Source organism: Pseudomonas sp. HD57-3 (assembly GCF_056113135.1).
This window is the reverse complement of sequence record NZ_CM148568.1, coordinates 5,956,298-5,975,835: the sequence shown is the minus strand read 5'-3', so window position 1 is coordinate 5,975,835 and position 19,538 is coordinate 5,956,298. Positions and strand designations below refer to the sequence as shown.

General features: G+C 62.8%; 24 protein-coding genes. 15 read left to right on the top strand and 9 right to left on the bottom strand.

Annotated elements, in window-relative coordinates:
• Window positions 1–133: 133 nt before the first annotated feature.
• Both AC0R79_RS27140 and AC0R79_RS27135 read left to right on the top strand, forming a co-directional pair.
• Window positions 134–1,018, top strand: coding sequence for an NAD(P)-dependent oxidoreductase (locus tag AC0R79_RS27140; protein ID WP_258712403.1), 885 nt, complete (start codon window positions 134–136; stop codon window positions 1,016–1,018).
• Window positions 1,011–1,940, top strand: coding sequence for an NAD-dependent epimerase/dehydratase family protein (locus tag AC0R79_RS27135; protein WP_474732503.1), 930 nt, complete (start codon window positions 1,011–1,013; stop codon window positions 1,938–1,940). The genes AC0R79_RS27140 and AC0R79_RS27135 overlap by 8 nt, the downstream gene beginning before the upstream one ends.
• 189 nt (window positions 1,941–2,129) lie before the next feature.
• Here the strand turns inward: AC0R79_RS27135 and AC0R79_RS27130 are convergent, their stop codons facing one another.
• From AC0R79_RS27130 to AC0R79_RS27110, 5 genes are all read right to left on the bottom strand, one after another.
• A complete protein-coding gene (locus AC0R79_RS27130; protein WP_007955593.1) occupies window positions 2,130–2,828 on the bottom strand; it encodes an OmpW/AlkL family protein in 699 nt (232 codons plus the stop codon).
• A gap of 222 nt (window positions 2,829–3,050) precedes the next feature.
• The gene (locus AC0R79_RS27125; RefSeq protein ID WP_064384123.1) at window positions 3,051–3,569 is read right to left on the bottom strand and encodes a DUF3299 domain-containing protein; all 519 of its coding nucleotides are present in this window, start codon (window positions 3,567–3,569) and stop codon (window positions 3,051–3,053) included.
• 11 nt (window positions 3,570–3,580) lie between these two features.
• The gene (locus tag AC0R79_RS27120) at window positions 3,581–4,846 is read right to left on the bottom strand and encodes an ABC transporter permease (RefSeq protein ID WP_474732501.1); all 1,266 of its coding nucleotides are present in this window, start codon (window positions 4,844–4,846) and stop codon (window positions 3,581–3,583) included.
• Between the two features lies 1 nt (window position 4,847).
• The gene (locus tag AC0R79_RS27115; RefSeq protein WP_007955587.1) at window positions 4,848–5,558 is read right to left on the bottom strand and encodes an ABC transporter ATP-binding protein; all 711 of its coding nucleotides are present in this window, start codon (window positions 5,556–5,558) and stop codon (window positions 4,848–4,850) included.
• Window positions 5,559–5,572: 14 nt separating this feature from the next.
• A complete protein-coding gene (locus AC0R79_RS27110; RefSeq protein ID WP_258712401.1) occupies window positions 5,573–6,166 on the bottom strand; it encodes a DUF2796 domain-containing protein in 594 nt (197 codons plus the stop codon).
• Between the two features lie 135 nt (window positions 6,167–6,301).
• On the opposite strand from AC0R79_RS27110, the gene AC0R79_RS27105 reads away from it, so the two are divergent.
• Complete coding sequence (locus tag AC0R79_RS27105; protein WP_474732497.1) at window positions 6,302–6,661, top strand: hypothetical protein; 360 nt, start codon at window positions 6,302–6,304, stop codon at window positions 6,659–6,661.
• A gap of 4 nt (window positions 6,662–6,665) precedes the next feature.
• Here AC0R79_RS27105 and trxA read toward each other — a convergent pair whose 3' ends face one another.
• From trxA to AC0R79_RS27090, 3 genes are read right to left on the bottom strand one after another with little or no spacing between them, the layout of a single operon-like run.
• Window positions 6,666–7,538: a thioredoxin gene (gene trxA, locus AC0R79_RS27100; protein ID WP_007955581.1), complete on the bottom strand. Its 873-nt coding sequence runs from the start codon at window positions 7,536–7,538 to the stop codon at window positions 6,666–6,668.
• A gap of 39 nt (window positions 7,539–7,577) precedes the next feature.
• Window positions 7,578–8,234, bottom strand: a complete 657-nt coding sequence (locus AC0R79_RS27095) for a class I SAM-dependent methyltransferase (protein ID WP_085747612.1) — start codon at window positions 8,232–8,234, stop codon at window positions 7,578–7,580.
• Complete coding sequence (locus AC0R79_RS27090) at window positions 8,231–8,695, bottom strand: YbaY family lipoprotein (protein ID WP_273897666.1); 465 nt, start codon at window positions 8,693–8,695, stop codon at window positions 8,231–8,233. Before AC0R79_RS27090 ends, AC0R79_RS27095 begins: the two co-directional genes overlap by 4 nt.
• 128 nt (window positions 8,696–8,823) lie before the next feature.
• On the opposite strand from AC0R79_RS27090, the gene nrdR reads away from it, so the two are divergent.
• The 12 genes from nrdR (at window position 8,824) to AC0R79_RS27030 (ending at window position 17,518) form a co-directional block, all read left to right on the top strand.
• Window positions 8,824–9,288: a transcriptional regulator NrdR gene (gene nrdR, locus AC0R79_RS27085; RefSeq protein WP_003228656.1), complete on the top strand. Its 465-nt coding sequence runs from the start codon at window positions 8,824–8,826 to the stop codon at window positions 9,286–9,288.
• Window positions 9,285–10,418 carry a bifunctional diaminohydroxyphosphoribosylaminopyrimidine deaminase/5-amino-6-(5-phosphoribosylamino)uracil reductase RibD gene (ribD, locus tag AC0R79_RS27080; RefSeq protein ID WP_127800151.1) on the top strand — a complete coding sequence of 378 codons (1,134 nt, stop codon included), beginning with the start codon at window positions 9,285–9,287 and terminating at the stop codon, window positions 10,416–10,418. Before nrdR ends, ribD begins: the two co-directional genes overlap by 4 nt.
• Before the next feature lie 47 nt (window positions 10,419–10,465).
• Window positions 10,466–11,131: a riboflavin synthase gene (locus AC0R79_RS27075; RefSeq protein WP_474732492.1), complete on the top strand. Its 666-nt coding sequence runs from the start codon at window positions 10,466–10,468 to the stop codon at window positions 11,129–11,131.
• Between the two features lie 16 nt (window positions 11,132–11,147).
• Window positions 11,148–12,239 carry a bifunctional 3,4-dihydroxy-2-butanone-4-phosphate synthase/GTP cyclohydrolase II gene (gene ribBA / locus AC0R79_RS27070; protein ID WP_065259547.1) on the top strand — a complete coding sequence of 364 codons (1,092 nt, stop codon included), beginning with the start codon at window positions 11,148–11,150 and terminating at the stop codon, window positions 12,237–12,239.
• A gap of 91 nt (window positions 12,240–12,330) precedes the next feature.
• On the top strand, window positions 12,331–12,807 hold the full coding sequence (gene ribH / locus AC0R79_RS27065) for a 6,7-dimethyl-8-ribityllumazine synthase (RefSeq protein WP_003228649.1): 477 nt from the start codon (window positions 12,331–12,333) through the stop codon (window positions 12,805–12,807).
• Window positions 12,804–13,304 carry a transcription antitermination factor NusB gene (gene nusB, locus AC0R79_RS27060; protein WP_007955566.1) on the top strand — a complete coding sequence of 167 codons (501 nt, stop codon included), beginning with the start codon at window positions 12,804–12,806 and terminating at the stop codon, window positions 13,302–13,304. Before ribH ends, nusB begins: the two co-directional genes overlap by 4 nt.
• Window positions 13,305–13,331: 27 nt before the next feature.
• Complete coding sequence (gene thiL / locus AC0R79_RS27055; protein WP_127800149.1) at window positions 13,332–14,297, top strand: thiamine-phosphate kinase; 966 nt, start codon at window positions 13,332–13,334, stop codon at window positions 14,295–14,297.
• Window positions 14,294–14,797, top strand: coding sequence for a phosphatidylglycerophosphatase A family protein (locus AC0R79_RS27050; protein WP_007910933.1), 504 nt, complete (start codon window positions 14,294–14,296; stop codon window positions 14,795–14,797). The genes thiL and AC0R79_RS27050 overlap by 4 nt, the downstream gene beginning before the upstream one ends.
• A gap of 28 nt (window positions 14,798–14,825) precedes the next feature.
• Complete coding sequence (locus tag AC0R79_RS27045; RefSeq protein WP_474732488.1) at window positions 14,826–15,551, top strand: substrate-binding periplasmic protein; 726 nt, start codon at window positions 14,826–14,828, stop codon at window positions 15,549–15,551.
• Window positions 15,552–15,684: 133 nt separating this feature from the next.
• Complete coding sequence (gene ribA / locus AC0R79_RS27040; protein ID WP_007955551.1) at window positions 15,685–16,302, top strand: GTP cyclohydrolase II; 618 nt, start codon at window positions 15,685–15,687, stop codon at window positions 16,300–16,302.
• On the top strand, window positions 16,299–16,718 hold the full coding sequence (locus tag AC0R79_RS27035; protein ID WP_007955550.1) for a hypothetical protein: 420 nt from the start codon (window positions 16,299–16,301) through the stop codon (window positions 16,716–16,718). The genes ribA and AC0R79_RS27035 overlap by 4 nt, the downstream gene beginning before the upstream one ends.
• Complete coding sequence (locus AC0R79_RS27030; RefSeq protein ID WP_127800145.1) at window positions 16,718–17,518, top strand: cobalamin-binding protein; 801 nt, start codon at window positions 16,718–16,720, stop codon at window positions 17,516–17,518. Before AC0R79_RS27035 ends, AC0R79_RS27030 begins: the two co-directional genes overlap by 1 nt.
• On the opposite strand, the gene AC0R79_RS27025 is transcribed toward AC0R79_RS27030, so the two are convergent.
• On the bottom strand, window positions 17,515–19,398 hold the full coding sequence (locus AC0R79_RS27025) for a TonB-dependent receptor domain-containing protein (protein WP_474732485.1): 1,884 nt from the start codon (window positions 19,396–19,398) through the stop codon (window positions 17,515–17,517). The two genes, AC0R79_RS27030 and AC0R79_RS27025, sit on opposite strands and share 4 nt — an antisense overlap.
• Between the last annotated feature and the right edge of the window lie 140 nt (window positions 19,399–19,538).

Here is a 19,538-nt window from a genome sequence, read left to right as displayed (position 1 = left end):
GGGATCTACACTTTACGGGTGACGGTTGCGCACTAAACCCGCAAAATGCAACGATTCCGGCAATTATCGACGACGCTGCCACGAGCATCGTCGCCAAAGCCATCGTTCCAATCAGACTGGGCCTGCTGACTCTATGCGAATGCGCCTTATGTTACTGGGCGGCGGAAATGCCCTTGGGCAGGCGCTGATTCGCCTCGGTGCAGAGGAAGACATCGGTTTCCTCGCCCCCCGCCCGCCCGAAGACGGCTGGGATGCCGCGAGCCTGACCCAATTGCTCGACGACACCCGTCCCGATGCATTGATCAACCTTGCCTACTATTTCGACTGGTTCCAGGCCGAGGCCGTCAGCGAAAGCCGTCTGGCCGGGCAGGAACGCGCCATCGAGCGACTGGCCGAACTGTGCCAGCACCACAACATCGTGCTGGTGCAGCCGTCCAGTTATCGGGTGTTCGACGGTTCCCGCGCCACCGCCTACAGCGAAAAGGACGAGCCAGTGCCGTTGGGCCTGCGCGGTCAGGCCCTGTGGCGGATCGAGCAGAGCGTACGTGCCACTTGCCCGCAACACGTGCTGTTGCGCTTTGGCTGGCTGCTCGACGACAGCCCGGAAGGCACCCTCGGGCGCTTCCTGGCCCGTGCCGAACAACCGGAAGAATTGCTGCTGGCCGATGACCGCCGTGGCAATCCGACCCCGGTCGACGATGCCGCGCGGGTGATCATCTCGGTGCTCAAGCAACTCGATTGCGCTGCGCCGCTGTGGGGCACTTACCACTACGCCGGCCACGAGGCGACCACGCCGCTGGCGCTGGGCCAGGCGATTCTCTCCGAAGCGCGCAGCCTGCACCCGCTGGCCATCGAAGCGCCGACCGCCCAGGCCCACGCCGCGCGGCCGGATGCCGCCGAAGAACCGCAACACGCGGTGCTCGCCTGCAAGAAAATTCTGCACACCTTCGGGATCAAGCCGCGCGCCTGGCGTGCCGCGCTCCCGGGCTTACTGGATAGGTTTTATCGTCATGGCTGAAGGCCCTGTTCTCATCACCGGCGGCGCCGGTTTCATCGGCTCGCACCTGACGGACGCGCTGCTTGCCAAGGGCCATTCGGTGCGGATCCTCGATGATCTGTCGACCGGCAAGCGCAGCAATCTGCCGCTGGATAATCCCAAGGTCGAGTTGATCGTCGGCGATGTGGCCGACGCCGCTTTGGTCGCGCAAGCGATGCAGGGTTGCAGCGCTGTCGCCCATCTGGCCGCCGTGGCCTCGGTGCAGGCGTCGGTGGACGATCCGGTGAAAACCCACCAGAGCAATTTCATCGGCACGCTGAACGTCTGCGAAGCCATGCGCGAGGCCGGCGTCAAACGTGTGCTGTATGCCTCCAGCGCAGCGGTCTACGGCAACAATGGCGAAGGCGAGTCGATTGACGAAGACACACCCAAGGCGCCGTTGACGCCTTATGCGTCGGACAAACTGGCCGGCGAGCAGTACTTTGATTTCTACCGCCGCCAGCACGGTCTGGAACCGGCGATCTTCCGTTTCTTCAACATCTTCGGCCCGCGTCAGGATCCGTCCTCGCCGTACTCCGGGGTGATCAGCATCTTCAGCGAACGCGCGCAGAAAGGCCTGCCGATCACCGTGTTCGGCGATGGCGAGCAGACCCGGGATTTCATGTACGTCGAAGATCTGGTCGATGTGCTGGTGCAGGCGATCGAAAAGCCGCAAGTGGATGTCGGTGCGGTGAACGTCGGCTGGAATCAGGCGACCAATCTCAAGCAGATGCTGGCCGCGCTCGAAGCGGTGGTCGGCGAGTTGCCGCCCGTCAGCTACGGCCCGGCGCGATCCGGTGACATCCGTCATTCGCGGGCGAACAACAGTCGGTTGCTTGAGCGATTCAAGTGCCCGACGCCAACGCCGATGAACGTCGGCCTGGCCCGTTTGCTCGGCCGCTGAGCTTCTCGCAGACATGAAAAAGGCGCCTTTTGACAGGCGCCTTTTTCACGGCCGGAATTCGGGTTTCACACCGGTTTCCTGTAGCGAGGGAGCTTGCTCCCCGGTCGATGGCGTAACATCGCCGTCAGTTCTGAGCCTGCCCGCCACCAAGCCTCATTCACCACCACGTGAACGTTCTTTGATTGCTGCTTAGAACTTGTAGCCCAGACCGACCATGTACACAAATGGATCGACGTCGACATTCACTTTTGCGCGAGTGCCCGGAGCCACGGCGTTGTTCTCGACTGTGGCGCGGGTATCGATGTCGATGTAGCGCACCTGGGCGTTGAGCATGATGTTGTCGGTCAGCATGTAGTCGGCGCCGACCTGCCAGGCCAGCCCCCAGGAGTTTTTCGCCTTGAAGTTGCTGAAGCCGTTGGACTGGGCTTCGCTGCCGACGTGCTCGTCGTAGATCCAGGTGTAGTTGATGCCGCCGCCGATGTACGGCTGGAAGGCCGACTTCGCGTCCAGCGGGTAGTAGACGACGCTCAGGGTCGGCGGCAAGTGTTTCAGAGTGCCGAGCTTGCCGTTGGCGGCTGGCAGGGCAGTGCCCTTGAGCTTCACGTCATGTTCGAACGGGGACGCGGCCAACAGCTCGATACCGATGTTGTTGGTCAGCATGTAGGCGAAGTTCAGACCCAGTTGGGTGTCGCTGCTCATGGTCGCCTTGCCGCCCAGGTTGGTGCCGCTCAGCGGACCCTGATCGACCTTGACGCTGGAGCTGTCGGCCTTCGGGTTGACGGTGATCGCACCGGCACGAACGATGATGTCGCCGGCTTCGTGGGCGTGGGCGAGCGGGGCTGCGAGCGCGAGGGCAAACAGCGAGGCGCTGAGCAAGGACTTGTTCATGGAAGCTCCCAAAGGACGTTAAAAATGTTTGATGTCCTATGGTACGAATCCGTCTGATACGGTCTTTTGACTCAGCTCAATGAAACAGTGATGGCGGGTTTATTTGTGGAACCTTTGCCGACTCCTTCGCGAGCAAGCTCGCTCCCACATTAGAGCTCGGTCAACTGTGGGAGCGAGCTTGCTCGCGAAGACAATGGGCCAAACAGTACAGAATTACCGGAGTTACTCCGGCAGTTCGTAGACGTAAATCTTGTCCGCTTCCATCTGATACCCGGCGTCGGCCAGTTCGCTGGTGGACTGCTTGACCTGTAACGGTCCCTCGACCCAGTACGGCTGATACAGCTCGTCGAGCTTCACGCCGAGTTCGCTTTTTACGTGCACGATCTGGTTCGACGGCGGTGGCGGCACGTGGATGCAGGCGCCGAAGTACGGCACCAGCAGGAAGTCCGTGGTGCGGCCTTCTTCGCTTACTTCCAGCGGCACGATGTAACCCGGCAGGCGGATGTTCTGGCCGTCGAGGCTTTGCACCACCGGAGCGTTGGGCATGTCCTGTTTCGCCGCTGGCGCGGACTCGGCTGATAGTGCATCGCTCATCTTCGACAGGTCGTGCAGCGGCGTCATGTTCGGCACTTCGGGCGCCGCGTCCGGCGGGATCATCTCCGACCAGGTCAGGTCTTTCGGCGCCGCCGCCCACACGGGCAGGGCGACCAGCAACAGCAGCGCAAGCACGGCGCGGGGCATGGTGAACATCCTCATAAACGGATCGACAGGCCATCGGCCAATGATTGGCGATACGCGCGCCAGGCCGGTACGCTGCCCATCAGCAGCGCGGCAGCCAGAATGCCACCGAGCAGCGTCCATTCATACTCGCTTGGCCAGGCCAGCGGCAGATACAGCCCGTAATTGGCCTGCACATAACCCTGAGCAGCGGCGATGCCGAGGTACAGCAACGCCAGCCCGGCGATTACCCCGGTCAGCGCCAGAGCAAATGCTTCCAGCACCAGCAGGCTCGCGATATGCCACGGCCGCGCGCCCACCGAACGCAGGATCGCCATCTCGCGGCGGCGTTCGTTGAGGCTGGTGAGAATCGCCGTGAGCATGCCGATCAACCCGGTCAGCACCACGAACAGCGAGACCACGAACAACGCTTTTTCAGCGGTGCTCATCAGGCTCCACAACTCCTGCAAGGCCACGCCCGGCAGGATCGCCAGCATCGGCTCGCCACGGAATTCGTTAATCTCCCGTTGCAGGGCGAAGGTCGAAATCTTGCTGTTGAGGCCGAGCATGAACGCAGTGATCGCTTGCGGCGTCAGGTCCATGTTGCGCGCCTGATCGGCGCTGATCCGCCCGTTGCCACGGGCCGGCACACCGTTGTGCCAGTCGATGTGGATCGCCTCCATGCCGCCGAGGCTGATGTGCAGCGTGCGGTCCACCGGGGTGCCGGTGCGCTTGAGAATCCCGACCACGGTGAACGGTTTGTCATCGTGTTTGACCAGGCTGATCGCCGCCACGCCGTGGGCCAGTACCAGTTTGTCGCCGAGCTTGTAGTGCAGCGCCTCGGCCACTTCGGCACCGAGCACCACTTCGAACGGATCGGTGGCGAAGGCGCGTCCGTCGGCCAGTTCCAGATGCTGCTGGCGACCGTACTGGTAATGCTCGAAATAGGCTTCGGTGGTGCCCATCACCCGGTAGCCGCGATGGGAGTCGCCGAGGGACATCGGGATCGTCCACTTCACCTTGGGGTTGCTGGCGAAGTGTTCGAAGCTGTCCCAACGGATGTTGTTGGTGGCGTTGCCGATGCGAAACACCGAGTACAGCAACAGGTTCACCGAGCCCGAGCGGGCGCCGACGATCAGGTCGGTGCCGCTGATAGTGCTGGCAAAACTGGCTTTGGCTTCAGTTCGCACCCGCTCGACTGCCAGCAGCAGGCAGACAGAAAGCGCGATGGCGAAAGCGGTGAGCAGGGCGGTGAAACGCCGGTTGGCGAGGCTGGCCATGGCCAGACGGAACAGATACATCTCAGACCTCGGCAGACGTGGCGGCGCGATTGAGTTCGGCCAGGGACAGGTGACGGTCGAACAGCGGCGCCAGACTCTGGTCGTGGCTGACGAACAACAGGCTCGAGCCGGCTTCGCGGCACTCGGCGAACAGCAGGCGAATGAAGTTTTCCCGGGCGTCGTAATCCAGTGCCGAAGTCGGTTCGTCGGCGATCACCAGTTCCGGCTGACCGATCAACGCGCGAGCAGCGGCGACCCGCTGTTGCTGACCGATCGACAGCGAATCGGCGCGGCGACTCAGGATGCTTTCGTCCTTCAGACCCAGGTGGGCGAGCAGGGTGGCGGCGGCCTGATCGACGCTGCCGTGGCGTTGCTTCGCACGTTCTGCACGCAGCTTCGAAAAGTGGCACGGCAGCTCGACGTTCTCGCGCACCGAGAGAAACGGCAGCAGGTTGAACTGCTGGAAAATGTAGCCGGTGTGATCGACGCGAAAGCGATCACGGGCGCCGGCACCCAGTTCGGTCAGTTCCTGGCCGAGCAGGCGAATGCTGCCGCGACCGGGTTTCTGCACCCCGCCGAGCAGGCCGAGCAGGGTGGTCTTGCCGCTGCCGCTGGGGCCCTTGAGGAACAGGGTTTCGCCGGCTTCCAGACGAAACGCCGGGATGTCCAGCAGCGGCGGGTGACCGGGCCAGTTGAAGCCCAGGTCGGACAGTTCGATGAGTGCTTGGGTCATGGCGCCGTTTCGTGTCAGAACTTCAGGGCGGCGGCCTTGGCCGTCACTTCCGTGCCTTGCTGGCCGCTCGGGCTGATCAGTTGTACCTGAATTTTCTGGGTGGCCGGGAAGGTATTGAACAGGTTCGCCAGATCCAGGGTTTTCAACGCACCCGGCGCCGCGCAGCTGAACTGGTAGTGGGCGTGGATTTCGCTGTGGTCGTGATGATGCTCGTGACCGTCCTTGCCGGCTTCCTCTTCGTCATGGTCGTCGGCATCCGGCTTGCCGCCGAACAGCGGGCTTTCCAGTTCCTGGCTGGTGACTTTGCAACCGGCGGCGGCCGGTAGGCTGAACAGCGCCAGCGGTTTCTCGAGTTGCGCGCGAGCGGCTGCGACCTTGGCCTTGTCGGCATCGCTGGTGGCGACGTGCTCAAAACCCACGAGGTTCATCGCCGGGCTTTCCAGTTCCAGCTCCAGGGTCTGGCCGTCGAGTGCGGCGTTCAGGCGACCAACGCCATGTTCGTGGGCACCGAGGCTGCCGTGCTCATGGTCGTGATCATGCTCATCGGCGGCATGGGCGATGGCCAGCGGCAACAGGGCAAACGGCAAAGCGAGCAGCAGACGACGCATGGCGGTCTCCGGGAAGTAAAGTGAAGAGTTTGTTATGTAATCTTATAACGAAAGTGCGCAGAGTTTGCCCGCCCGCTTGGCGTTACACAAGTCCCATGGGAGCATGCAGGTCAGAAATGTGCGGGAGCGAAGCTTATGTTGCGGATACGCGGAACCGTCGGCGAGTTGCCGGTGGATTTGACCCTGGAACTGGATGAAAGTGACTGGGCGCGGCTCGGTGCGCAGTTTGGCGTGCAGGTGCAGACGGCCCAGCCGCAGGCAGCAGCGGCGGCGCCGGTGGCGAAACCGGTGAATCAGGATGACGCGTTGTGGCACGTCGCCAGGGATCTGTTGCGCAAGGCCGGACAACTCAGCGGGCCGGAATTGCTGGATCAGCTCGAAGGGCTGACCGGCAGCGCGGCGGCGGGCAAGCGCCTGCTGGTGCGCCTGCGTCATTCATCCGATGTGAAAGTGCTGAGCGGCGGGGACACGCCGCTCTACAGCTGGATCGAGTAAGCGCTTAGTACAGCGCCGCAAACACCTTGCGCCGGTAAGCGGTCACCAGCGGGTGATCGTTGCCCAGCAGTTCGAATACTTGCAGCAAGGTCTTGTGCGGCAGGCCTTCGCCGTAGCTGCGGTTGCGGATGAACAGCTTGAGCAGTGCGTCCAGTGCCGCTTCGTATTGCTGACGGGCCAGTTGCTGGATCGCCAGTTGATACACCGCTTCGTCGTCCTGCGGGTTTTGCGCCAGACGGCTTTTCAGGTCGGCGGCATCCGGCAGGTCACGGGCCAGGCCGAGGAACTTGATCTGCGCCTTGGCGCCGGCCAGTGCAGCCTTGTGCTCGTCACTCTTGACCGCGTCGAGCACGGTTTGCGCTTCGCCCAGCTCACCGCGTTCGGTCAGGCAGCGAGCGTAGAGGATCAGCGCCTTGGCGTTGGTGTTGTCTTCGCCCAGCAGCGTAACCAGTGTCGCTTCCGCGTCGGCGTAACGGCCTTCATCGAACAGTGCCTGAGCCTGTTCGAACGGATCGGCGGCGGACGGCGCCGGCATCTGCACATGCGGTTCGAGCAGGGCGCGCACGGCGGATTCCGGTTGCGCACCGGCAAAGCCGTCCACCGGTTGACCGTCCTTGAACAGCACCACAGTCGGCAGGCTGCGGATGCCGAAACGGGCGACGATGTCCTGCTCGATATCGCAATTGACCTTGGCCAGCAGCAACTCGCCCTGGTAGCTCTCGGCGATGCCTTGCAGCATCGGCATCAGCGCCTTGCACGGCGCACACCATTCGGCCCAGAAATCCACCAGCACCGGTTTTTGAAAGGAAGCCTCGATCACCGACTGGTCGAAGTCGGCCGTCGTGGCGTCGAAGATGTACGGCGTTTGCTGACTCATGGGATATCTCGTAAAAGCGTGAATGGGGCAACTATACGGTCAGGCGCGGGCCGCATGGTAGAGGCTGACATGGCGAAACTCTTCGGGCTCGGCCAGATCCGGCAGGGTCATGGCTTCAAGCATTTCGATGCGCCGATACAGCGGATGACGGAAATCCCGAACCCGCGAATCCGCCACCAGCGCTTCGCGGCCACGGCTCAGGAAGGCATCGAGCAGCGGCAGGTTTTCCCGGTCGTAGAGAACGTCGGCCACCAGGATCAGATCGAAGCGATCCGCCTCGGCGAAGAAATCCGTGGAATAGCTCATCTGCACATCATTGAGTTCGGCATTCGCCCGACAGGCGGCAATCGCCAGCGGGTCGAGGTCGCAGGCCACCACTTCCAGCGCTCCGGCTTTCACCGCGGCGATGCCGGCGATCCCGGAACCGGCGCCGAAATCCAACACCCGCTTGCCTCGAACCCACTCGGGAAACTCCGCCAAATAGCGCGCCACCGCCAGACCGCTGGCCCAGCAGAAACTCCAGTACGGCGGTTCATGCAGGATGCGTTGGGTTTCCTCCTGGCTGAATTCGCGCGCCATGTTGTCGCCGTCAATCAGCCACAGCTGCAAATCGGTGTCCGGCAACGCACAGGCTTTCAGTCGGGCGTCGCCGAGCAATTCGCCCAGCGACTGTTGCAGGTCTAGCGGAGCATTCATGGTGCTTTGACAAATTGCAGCTGGCCCAGCGCCTGGGTGGTCGGCTGAGTGATGGTCTGCGACGGCAGGTGCAGGATCAACTGGCCGGACTGGCTGGCGCGGCCGCGCAATTCAACCCGCGCCCCGGCCGGAAAGGCCTCGGGGTTGAAGCGCAGATGGAACGGCAGAATCTGGTTGTTGCCGATCAGGCTGGAACTGGCGAGCAATTGTTGCGGGCGATCCTTTGCGTCGATCACCAGCAGCGCCAGTTCGACTTCGGCACCGGCCGGCACGCCTTGCAGGGTGCCGCTCAGTTCCCGTTGATACGCGGGCAGCGGGCCGAGGTCGGCGGCTTCGCGGGCTTTTTTCTGCGCCTGTTGCGGCGCCGGGCCCGGCGTGGGCGGCTGAGGCTTGGGCGCATCGCTGCCACAGGCCACCAGCAGGCTGAAAACACTGAGCAAAACGAGCGGTCGTAGGGACATTGGCGGCTCCAGCAAAATGAAATCCATGGATCAAACGATCATGGCAGTCTGTATACCGCAAAGCCTATGGCTTGTCTTGCCACCGGGATGCGCTACCATGGCCCTCCCTTTTTTTGTTGCCAGCCACCATGCACTGTCCCTTCTGCGGTGCCAACGACACCAAGGTCATCGACTCGCGTCTGGTCGCCGAGGGCGAACAGGTGCGCCGCCGGCGTGAATGCCTGGCCTGCGGCGAACGTTTCACGACGTTCGAGACGGCCGAACTGGTGTTGCCGCGCCTGATCAAAACCGACGGCAGCCGCCAACCGTTCGACGAAGAAAAACTCCGCGCCGGCATGCAACGCGCCCTGGAGAAACGTCCGGTGAGCGTCGAGCGCCTCGAATCCTCGCTGGTCCATATCAAGCACAAGCTGCGCGCCACCGGCGAGCGCGAGGTCAAGTCCCTCGTGGTCGGCGAACTGGTGATGGCCGAGCTGCAAAAGCTCGATGAAGTCGCCTACATCCGTTTCGCTTCCGTGTACCGCCGCTTCCAGGACCTCAACGAGTTCCGCGAAGAGATCGACCGCCTCGCCCGCGAACCGGTGAAAGAATGACCACCGCCGCCGAGCAGGCCATTCTCGACGCCCACTTCATGGCCCGGGCCCTGGAGCTGGCGCGCAAGGGGCATTACACGACGCACCCCAATCCACGGGTTGGCTGCGTGATCGTGCGCGACGGGCAGATTGTCGGTGAAGGCTGGCATGAACGGGCCGGCGAACCCCATGCCGAAGTCCACGCCCTGCGCGCCGCCGGTGAACTGGCCCGGGGCGCCACGGCTTACGTGACCCTCGAACCTTGCAGCCACCACGGCCGTACGCCGCCGTGCGCCGATGCGCTGGTGAATGCCGGTGTTGGCCGGGTGGTCGCGGCGATGCGTGATCCGAATCCACAAGTCGCCGGACGTGGTCTGCAGCGTCTGGCCGATGCGGGCATCGCCACCGAAAGCGGCGTGCTGGAAGGCGAAGCCCGCAAGCTCAATCAAGGTTTTCTGAAGCGCATGGAACACGGCTTGCCGTTCGTGCGGGTCAAGTTGGCCATGAGCCTCGACGGCCGCACGGCGATGGAAAGCGGCGAGAGCCAATGGATCACCGGCCCTGCCGCGCGTTCGGCGGTGCAGCGTTTGCGCGCTCAGGCCAGCGTCGTGCTGACCGGCGCCGACACGGTGCTGGCCGATGGCGCACGCCTGACTGTTCGCGGTGACGAGCTGGGACTGGATGCCGAACAAACCGCGCTGGCCCTGAGCCGTCCGCCGCTGCGGGTGCTGATCGACGGGCGTCTGCGGGTGCCGCTGGATGCGCCTTTCTTCAAGGCCGGTCCGGCGCTCGTCGCCACCTGCGTGGCCATCGAAGAACAGTACGCCCACGGTCCGGAATGCCTGATCGTGCCGGGCGATGACGGTCAGGTCGATCTGCATCAACTGCTGATCGAGCTGGCCAACCGTGGCGTCAACGAAGTGCTGGTCGAGGCCGGTCCGCGACTGGCCGGCGCGTTTGCCCAGCTCGGTCTGGTCGACGAGTTCGTGATCTTCATCGCCGGCAAGTTCCTCGGCTCCACGGCGCGTCCGCTTCTGGACTGGCCGCTAGCCTATATGAAGGATGCGCCGGAGCTGAAAATCACTGAAATTCGCGCGGTTGGCGATGACTGGCGAGTCACTGCAATCCCTGTCCCATCGGCGAGCGTATAATTCCCGGCCATCGCGTTAGCGCTGGCTTCGTTCTCAAGGAGAACCCCATGTTTACCGGCATCATCGAATCCATCGGCAGTATCCGCGCACTGACCCCAAAGGGCGGTGATGTGCGGGTGCATGTCGCAACCGGCAAGCTCGACCTGAGCGACGTCAAACTCGGCGACAGCATCGCGGTCAACGGCGTGTGCCTGACCGCGGTTGAACTGCCGGGCAACGGCTTCGCCGCCGACGTCAGTCGCGAAACCCTCGACTGCACCGCCATGAATGACCTGAAAAGCGGCAGCCCGGTCAACCTGGAAAAAGCCCTGACCCCGACCACCCGTCTCGGCGGCCATCTGGTCAGCGGTCACGTCGACGGTGTCGGCGAAGTGGTTTCGCGCAGCGACAATGCCCGCGCCGTGGAATTTCGCATCCGCGCGCCGAAGGAGCTGGCCAAGTACATTGCCCATAAAGGCTCGATCACCGTCGACGGCACCAGCCTGACCGTGAACGCGGTCGATGGCGCCGAATTCCTGCTGACGATCATTCCGCACACCCTGAGCGAAACCATCATGGCGTCCTACAAGCCAGGTCGCCGGGTGAACCTGGAAGTAGACCTGCTGGCGCGTTATCTGGAGCGTCTGTTGTTGGGCGACAAGGCTGCCGAGCCGGCTGCCGGCGGAACGATCACTGAAAGCTTTCTGGCCGCCAACGGCTACCTCAAATCCTGACTGAAGGGGGTGCCTTGTGGCGCTCAATAGCATCGAAGAACTGGTTGAAGACATCCGCCAAGGCAAGATGGTCATTCTCATGGATGACGAAGACCGCGAGAACGAAGGCGACCTGATCATGGCCGCCGAATGCTGCAAGGCCGAGCACATCAACTTCATGGCCAAGCACGCCCGTGGCCTGATCTGCATGCCGATGAGCCGCGAGCGCTGCGAAACCCTGAAGCTGCCGCTGATGGCGCCACGCAACGGTTCCGGTTTCGGCACCAAGTTCACCGTCTCGATCGAAGCCGCCGAAGGCGTGACCACCGGCATCTCCGCCGCTGACCGCGCACGCACCGTGCAAGCGGCCGCCGCGAAGGACGCGAAGGCCGAAGACATCGTCAGCCCGGGCCATATCTTCCCGCTGATGGCCCAGGCCGGTGGCACCCTGGCCCGCGCCGGTCACACCGAAGCTGCCTGCGACCTGGCGCGCATGGCCGGTTTCGAGCCGAGTGGCGTGATCTGCGAAGTGATGAACGATGACGGCACCATGTCCCGTCGCGCCGAACTGGAAGCTTTCGCCGCCGAACACAACATCAAGATCGGCACCATCGCCGACCTGATTCACTACCGGATGATCCACGAACGTACCGTTCAGCGGATTGCCGAGCAGCCGCTGGACAGCGAACTGGGCCAATTCAACCTGGTGACCTATCGTGACTCCGTGGAAGGCGACGTGCACATGGCACTGACCCTGGGCACCGTTTGCGCCGAAGAACCGACCCTGGTTCGCGTGCACAACATGGACCCTTTGCGCGACCTGCTGATGGTCAAGCAACCGGGCCGCTGGAGCCTGCGCGCCGCCATGGCTGCGGTCGCCGAGGCCGGCAGCGGTGTGGTGCTGTTGCTCGGTCACCCACTGGATGGCGACGTGTTGCTGGCGCACATCCGCGAAACCGGCGATCAGGCGGCGGTGAAAAAACCGACCACCTACAGCATTGTCGGTGCCGGTTCGCAGATCCTGCGTGACCTCGGCGTGCGCAAAATGCGCTTGATGTCTGCGCCGATGAAGTTCAATGCGATATCCGGTTTCGATCTGGAAGTTGTAGAATACGTGCCCTCCGAATAATGACCGGTTGTTTCCGGATCCGAATTCGCGGCAAATAAATCACTGAGGGACGCGAAACAGACGCGTCCCGGCTCTTTAAGAGATCTGACGAATGACCCTGAAGACCATCGAAGGTACCTTCATCGCCCCTAAAGGCCGCTACGCTTTGGTAGTGGGCCGCTTCAACAGCTTCGTGGTTGAAAGCCTGGTCAGCGGTGCAGTTGATGCCCTGGTTCGCCACGGCGTGAGCGAAAGCGACATCACCATCATCCGCGCACCTGGCGCCTTCGAAATCCCGCTGGTTGCGCAGAAAGTCGCCCAGAAAGGCGAGTTCGCAGCAATCATCGCCCTGGGCGCGGTCATTCGTGGCGGTACTCCGCACTTCGAATACGTGGCTGGCGAGTGCACCAAGGGCCTGGCCCAGGTGTCCATGGAGTTCGGCGTACCGGTCGCTTTCGGCGTCCTGACCGTTGATTCCATCGAGCAGGCCATCGAACGTTCCGGCACCAAGGCCGGCAACAAAGGTGCTGAAGCTGCCCTGTCCGCTCTGGAAATGGTCAGCCTGCTGGCGCAGTTGGAGGCCAAGTGATTAGCGACGAAAGCGATCGTTTCAACCCGCGCGATCCGAAACCTGCGGATGCCGGCAAGCCATCGAAAAGCGCCAAGCGCCGCGAAGCCCGTCAGCTCGCGACCCAGGCCCTGTATCAGTGGCACATGGCTCGGCAGTCGTTGAACGAAATCGAAGCGCAGTTCCGGGTCGATAACGATTTCACCGATGTCGACGGTGCTTACTTCCGCGAAATCCTGCACGGGGTTCCGCAGTTCAAGACCGAAATCGACAACGCGCTCACGCCTTGCCTGGACCTGGCGATCGAAGAACTGGACCCGGTTGAGCTGGCGGTTCTGCGCCTGTCCACCTGGGAGCTGCTCAAGCGCGTCGACGTGCCGTACCGCGTTGTGATCAACGAAGGTATTGAACTGGCCAAGGTGTTCGGTTCGACCGACGGCCACAAGTTCGTCAACGGCGTGCTCGACAAGCTGGCTCCGCGCCTGCGTGAAGCTGAAGTGAAGGCGTTCAAGCGCTGATCCGCGCTTGAATACTTTTTTTCGGCCATGGGCGAGTTTGAGCTGATCCGCAATTTCTTCGCCGCCGCGCCTTGTGCGCAGGGCGGCGAAGGCGTTGCACTGGGGATCGGCGATGACTGCGCCTTGCTGGCGGTTCCTTCCGGGGAACAGCTGGCGGTTTCCACCGATACGCTGGTGGCCGGCGTGCATTTCGCCGATCCCTGCGATCCGTTTCTGCTCGGTCAGCGCTCGCTGGCCGTGGCGGTCAGCGACCTCGCTGCCATGGGCGCCACGCCCGTCGCCTTTACCCTTGCCCTGACCTTGCCGACGGTGACCGCCGATTGGCTGCAAGCCTATGCCCGCGGTTTGAACCGCATGGCGCAGGGCTGCGGCGTGGCACTGGTGGGCGGCGATACGACGCGCGGGCCGTTGAGCCTGACCGTCACCGTGTTCGGCCGCGTCCCGGCCGGCAAAGCGCTGACCCGCAGCGGCGCGCAGCCGGGCGATCTGCTGTGTGTCGGCGGCGAACTGGGCAATGCCGCCGGCGCTTTGCCGCTGGTGCTGGGTCAGCGTGACGCCGAACCCCATATCGCCCAGCCGCTGCTCGATCATTACTGGTCGCCGCAACCGCAACTCGCCCTCGGTCAGGCCCTGCGTGGCAAGGCCACTTCGGCGCTGGACATCTCCGATGGCCTGCTCGCCGATTGCGGTCATATCGCACTGGCCTCAAAGGTTCGACTCGAAGTCGAGCGCGAGCGTGTTCCGCTGTCGGAGGCGCTGGTGGCGTTTCTCGGTCAGCGCGGCGCCGAGCGTGCGGCGTTGAGCGGTGGCGATGATTACGTGCTGGCCTTCACCCTGCCGTCCGTCGAGTTGCCGGCGCTGATCGCCGATGGCTGGCCGATCCATGTGATCGGCCGCGTTACGCAAGGGCAGGGCGTGGTGCTGCTGGATCGCGACGGGCACGACATCACCCCGCAAATCCGGGGTTATCAACATTTTCAGGAGTCACCGTGACAGATCACCCGAAACAGGTTCCGGCCGAATTCGTTCCGCCGTCGGTCTGGCGCAATCCCTGGCATTTCCTCGCGTTCGGCTTCGGCTCGGGCACCTTGCCCAAGGCGCCGGGCACCTGGGGCTCGTTAGTTGCGCTACCCTTTATCCCGTTGTGGCAGATGCTGCCCGACTGGGGGTACTGGCTGATGCTCGGAATCACCATGCTGTTCGGCTTCTGGCTGTGCGGCAAAGTGGCCGACGATCTGCGGGTGCACGACCACGAAGGCATCGTCTGGGACGAAATGGTCGGGATGTGGATCACCCTGTGGCTGGTGCCGGAAGGCTGGTACTGGTTGCTCGCCGGGTTCCTGGTGTTCCGCTTCTTCGACATTCTCAAGCCGTGGCCGATCCGCTGGATCGACCGGCATGTTCACGGTGGCGTCGGCATCATGCTCGACGACGTGTTGGCCGGCGTATTTGCCTGGCTGGCAATGCAGGGACTGGTGTGGATTTTCGCCTGATTTCCAGGCGTGGATGAGGGGCACAGGGATGACTCGACGCTGGTTGGCGATAGTGTTTTTGACCTTGCTTGGCGCCATGGCCCAGGCACAGGACGCACCGCCGTCGGTCATTCACCTGGCCAGCGAAGACTGGGAAGACTACACCGCCGCCGATGGCCATGGCCTGGGCTGGGACGTGTTGCGCAAAGTCTTCGAGCCGGCCGGCGTGACCCTGGATATTCGCACCGTGCCCTACACCCGCTCGGTCGGGTTGGTGCAGTTGAAGGAAGCCGACGCACTGGTCGGTTCCTATCGCGGTGAAGCCGAGCAGGTGTTGTACCCGAAATGGAATTTCGACTCCGACCACATCTACGCGCTCGGCCTGGCCAGCAATCCCTCGCCGACCCAGGCGACGCTGGGCAAATACCGACTGGCCTGGGTGCGCGGCTATCGCTACGAAACCTACCTGCCGAACGTCAAACGCTTCAACCAGATCGAGCGCCGCACCGGCATCCTGTCGATGCTCAAACAGGGGCGGGCGGATTACTACATCGATGCGCTGACGGAAATCGAAGCGGTGGTGAGAAACGCCGCCGATCCGTCACAGTACCGTTATTCACACCTGGCGGAATTGCCGCTGTACCTCGGTTTCGCCGACACCCCGCAAGCCCGCGCACTGATGTCGATCTACGACCAGCGCATGGAGCAGTTGGTGAAAAGCGGCGAGTTGAAGCCGATCTTCGAGCGCTGGAAACAACCCTATCCCTTCGAATGAACGCGATAAGGGCGAGCCTGTTATCAAACTTTTTGATCGTTATGGCCGATAATTCAGCCTAAGCGCCTGCGGGAACCTGCTGTTACAATGCCGCCCAGCGAATCTTCAGACTTTTCAGATCAGGAGCACACCGGTGCCTGTCGTTTTTGTCGCCGCTTCCAAGCTGCCAACGCCTTTTGCGCAATTCACCATGCACGGTTTTCTCGATGAAGCCACCGGCCGCGAGCACGTCGTGCTGAGCCTGGGTGAGATTGCCGACGGTGCCCCGGTACTCGGCCGTCTGCACTCCGAATGCCTGACCGGCGATGCCTTGTTCAGCCAGCGTTGCGACTGCGGTTCGCAACTTGAGGGCGCCCTCAAAGCCATCGCTCGCGAGGGTCGTGGCGTGTTGCTGTACCTGCGTCAGGAAGGACGCGGCATCGGTCTTTTGAACAAGATCCGTGCCTACGAATTGCAGGACGGCGGCGCCGACACCGTTGAAGCCAACGAGCGTCTGGGCTTTGCCGCCGACCAGCGTGACTACGCCATGTGCCTGCCGATGCTGGAGCATCTGGGCGTCAAATCCCTGCGTCTGATGACCAACAACCCGCGCAAGGTCAAAGCCTTGACCGACATGGGTATCGTCGTCGCCGAGCGCGTGCCGCTGCACACCGGCCACAACCCGCACAACAAACTCTATCTGGCGACCAAGGCCAGCAAGCTCGACCACATGATGGGCAACGAGCATCAGGGCGAGGTAGACCGGGCGTGACCCGCGGGCAAGTGCGGCGCCGTCTGTCGATCGCCTGGTGGAAATACCTGGCGCTGGCGCTGGTGCCGCTGTTCGTGATCAACGCTGTGTTCGGCCAGGGCGAGGCAATTCTGCCGGTGCTGGCGATGCCTTTCTTTATCGCTGGCGTGGCCTCGATGTTTGTCAGCCTGAAGTTTTTCGGGCGCTACAAACATGCGCTGATCGCCACGCAAAAAGCCCTCGATACCCCTGAAGAGCCCGCTGCCTGGATTGCCCTGGCGGCGAGCCTTCGCAGTGCATACGTGGTCGCGGCGCTGCCGGCATGGATTGGCGCGCTGGCGGTGTTCGTCGGCCTTGAAGCGGTGCCGCTGATGTTGCTGGCGCTGTCCACGGCGGTGCTGTTCTACCTCTACCGTATCCCGCGTCAACTCGCTTGATGCGGCGTCTCTGGCTGGCGGTTCTGCTGCTGGCCGTCAGCGGTGAAACGCTGGCCGCCCTGCGTGTGGTCAGCCTCGCGCCATCCCTGTCTGAAATCGTTATTGAACTGAATTCGGCCGACCTGCTGGTCGGGGTGCTGGATGCCGGTGAGCGTCCTTCCGCGATCAAGGACGTGCCTTCGGTGGGCCGTTACGGCCAGCTAGACATGGAACGGTTGCTCAGCCTCAAGCCTGACTTGTTGCTGTTATGGCCCGGCAGTGTCGGCCCGGCTCAGCGCGATCAGCTCAAACGCCTGACCATCCCTACTTTCGTTGCAGAGCCCCACAGCCTCGAACAGCTGACCGCGCAGATTGAGGCCATCGCGATACAGCTCGGTCGTCCTGAGCGTGGGGTCGAAAGGGCTGGGGAGTTGCGGCGCAACCTTGATGAGCTGCGCCAGCGCTACCGCCGTGAAGCGCCTCTGCGGGTGTTTTATCAGGTCTGGGACAAGCCGCTGTACACCGTCGGCGGCGGGCAGATCATCAGCGATGCGCTTGAAGTGTGCGGCGCGCGCAATGTGTTTGCCGACCTGAGCCTGCCGGCGCCGCAGGTGAGCATCGAAGCGGTTTTACAGCGTGATCCCGAAGTGATTCTGGCCGGCGATCAGCCGCAACTGGACGCGTGGAACGCCTGGCCCCAAGTCGCAGCGGTGAAGCGTCGGCTATTGCTGCTGGTCACCGATAAAGGCCTTGAGCGTCCGAGCGGGCAGATGATCGATGCGACTGCCAAGCTCTGCCAGCTGATTGCGCCAGATCGTTAGAGCTGCGGCGTCCAGGTCACGCCGAACATGAACGCGCGACCTTCCTCGCGATAGCCATACTGACTGCCGTCATGGCTGTACAGCGCCCGGCTGTAACCCTTGTCCAGCAGGTTGTCGACCTTGAAATCCAGTTTGATCTCGCGGTTCAGCGCCCAGCTGCTGCGCAGTCCGAGCAGTGCATAACCGCCCAATGGTTGCTGATTGTTCAGATCGTCGTAACTGCTGCTGACGGCCTGCCAACTGGCGCCGAGGCCAAGGCGATCGAACTGTCGATCCAGATCCCAGCTCAATGTCCGCCGTGCACGACGTGCCAACGTGTGGCCGGTGTCGCGGTCGCGGGGATCGATGATCGCCACGCCGAGGTTGCTCTGCCAGCCGAACAGTTCCTGTTTCAGCGCTGCTTCGAAACCGTTGATCCGCGCCGAGGCGACGTTTTCCGGGCGTGAGTTGCTGCCGAAGATGATCGCGTCTTCCAGATCGGTCCGGTACAGCGAGGCTTCGAGGCGAGTGCTGTCGCTCAACTGGCTGCGCCATTGCAGCTCGTAGCTTTTCGAGGTTTCCGGTTTCAGGTCGGGGTTGCTGAAGTCCGGGTAATACAGATCGTTGAAGGTCGGCGCGCGGAAGCCTTCGCTGTAGCTGAGCAGCAGATCGTTGTCCGGGTTGACCGGCAATGTCAGCGTGCCGCTCCAGCTGTTCTGGCCGCCGAACTGCTGGTTGTCATCGCGACGCAGACCCAGTTCGGTGGAGAAGCTGTCGGCCTGGAAACGATGCTGGATGAAGGCTGCGCGGTTCCAGCGGCTGTCTTCGTCGAACGCCGTGCTGCTGTTGATGCGGTCTTCGTACCAGTCGCCGCCAAGGATCAGGCTGTTGCGCGCATCGAGGGTCAGGTCGTTCTGCCAGGTCACCGAATCACGGTAGGTGTTGAACACTGAGCGTTCGTCGCTGAGCTTGTCGAAGGACTTCTCGCGGTTTTCGCTGTGGCCGAGTTCCAGGCGCGACTTCCAGCGCTCGTTGATCCGCGCGTCGATGTAGCTGCTGAAACTGCTGACGGTGAAGTCGCTGTAGGGCTGCTGCTGGAGGGAGTCGAAAGTCACCGGGTCGAAGCGCCCGAACGGGTTGTCGAACTCGCTTTTGCCACGGTTATCGAGCAGGTTGGCGCCGACTTCGATGTCATCGGTCAGCTCATGGCTGAGGCTCAGGCTGATGGATTTATTGCGGTAGGCGTCATGATCGCTGTCGCTGGGATACGACTCGTGGGTGCGGTCGAGGCCGGCGGTTTCATCGAGGCTGGCGCCGAGGTTGAAACGGGTTTTCTCGTCACCTCCGGAGAGGCCGGCACTGCGTTCCCAGGTCTGGTTGCTGCCGAATCCCACATGCATCCGGGGCTGCAAGCCTTGTTCGCCGCCGCGCCGGGTGAAGATCTGAATCACCCCGCCAATTGCATCGCTGCCGTAGATCACCGAACGCGAACCGCGCAGCACTTCAACCCGTTCGATCTGCTCGATGTTCAGGTGTTGCAGGTTGCTGTCGCCGGAGGTGGAGTTGCCGATGCGCTGACCGTCGACCAGCACCAGGCTCTGCGCCGATTGCGTGCCGCGAATGTAGATTCCCGGCAGGCTGCCGCGTCCGCCGGTTTGCGCGACTTGTACGCCCGGTACCCGTTGTAGCAGATCAGTGACGCTGCGCGGTTGCAGACGCTCGATGTCATCGCGGGTGAACACGGTGTTGGCGGCGCTGCTGTCGTTGCGCGCTTCGACCTGACGGTTGGCGCTGATCAGCACGTCCGGCAGCTTCAGGGCCTGGTCGCGTTCGAAGGTGTCGGCGAGGGCGTTGGCGGTTGGCAGCAGCAGGAGGGGCAGGGCGAGGCGCGAGAGGTTCATCGGAGTCCGTTGGTATTTCTGGTGTGCACAAATCAAATGTGGGAGCGGGCTTGCTCGCGAAGGCGGAGTGTCAGTCAACTCATCATCGACTGATCCGACGCTTTCGCGAGCAAGCCCGCTCCCACATGGGGTTTTGCGTG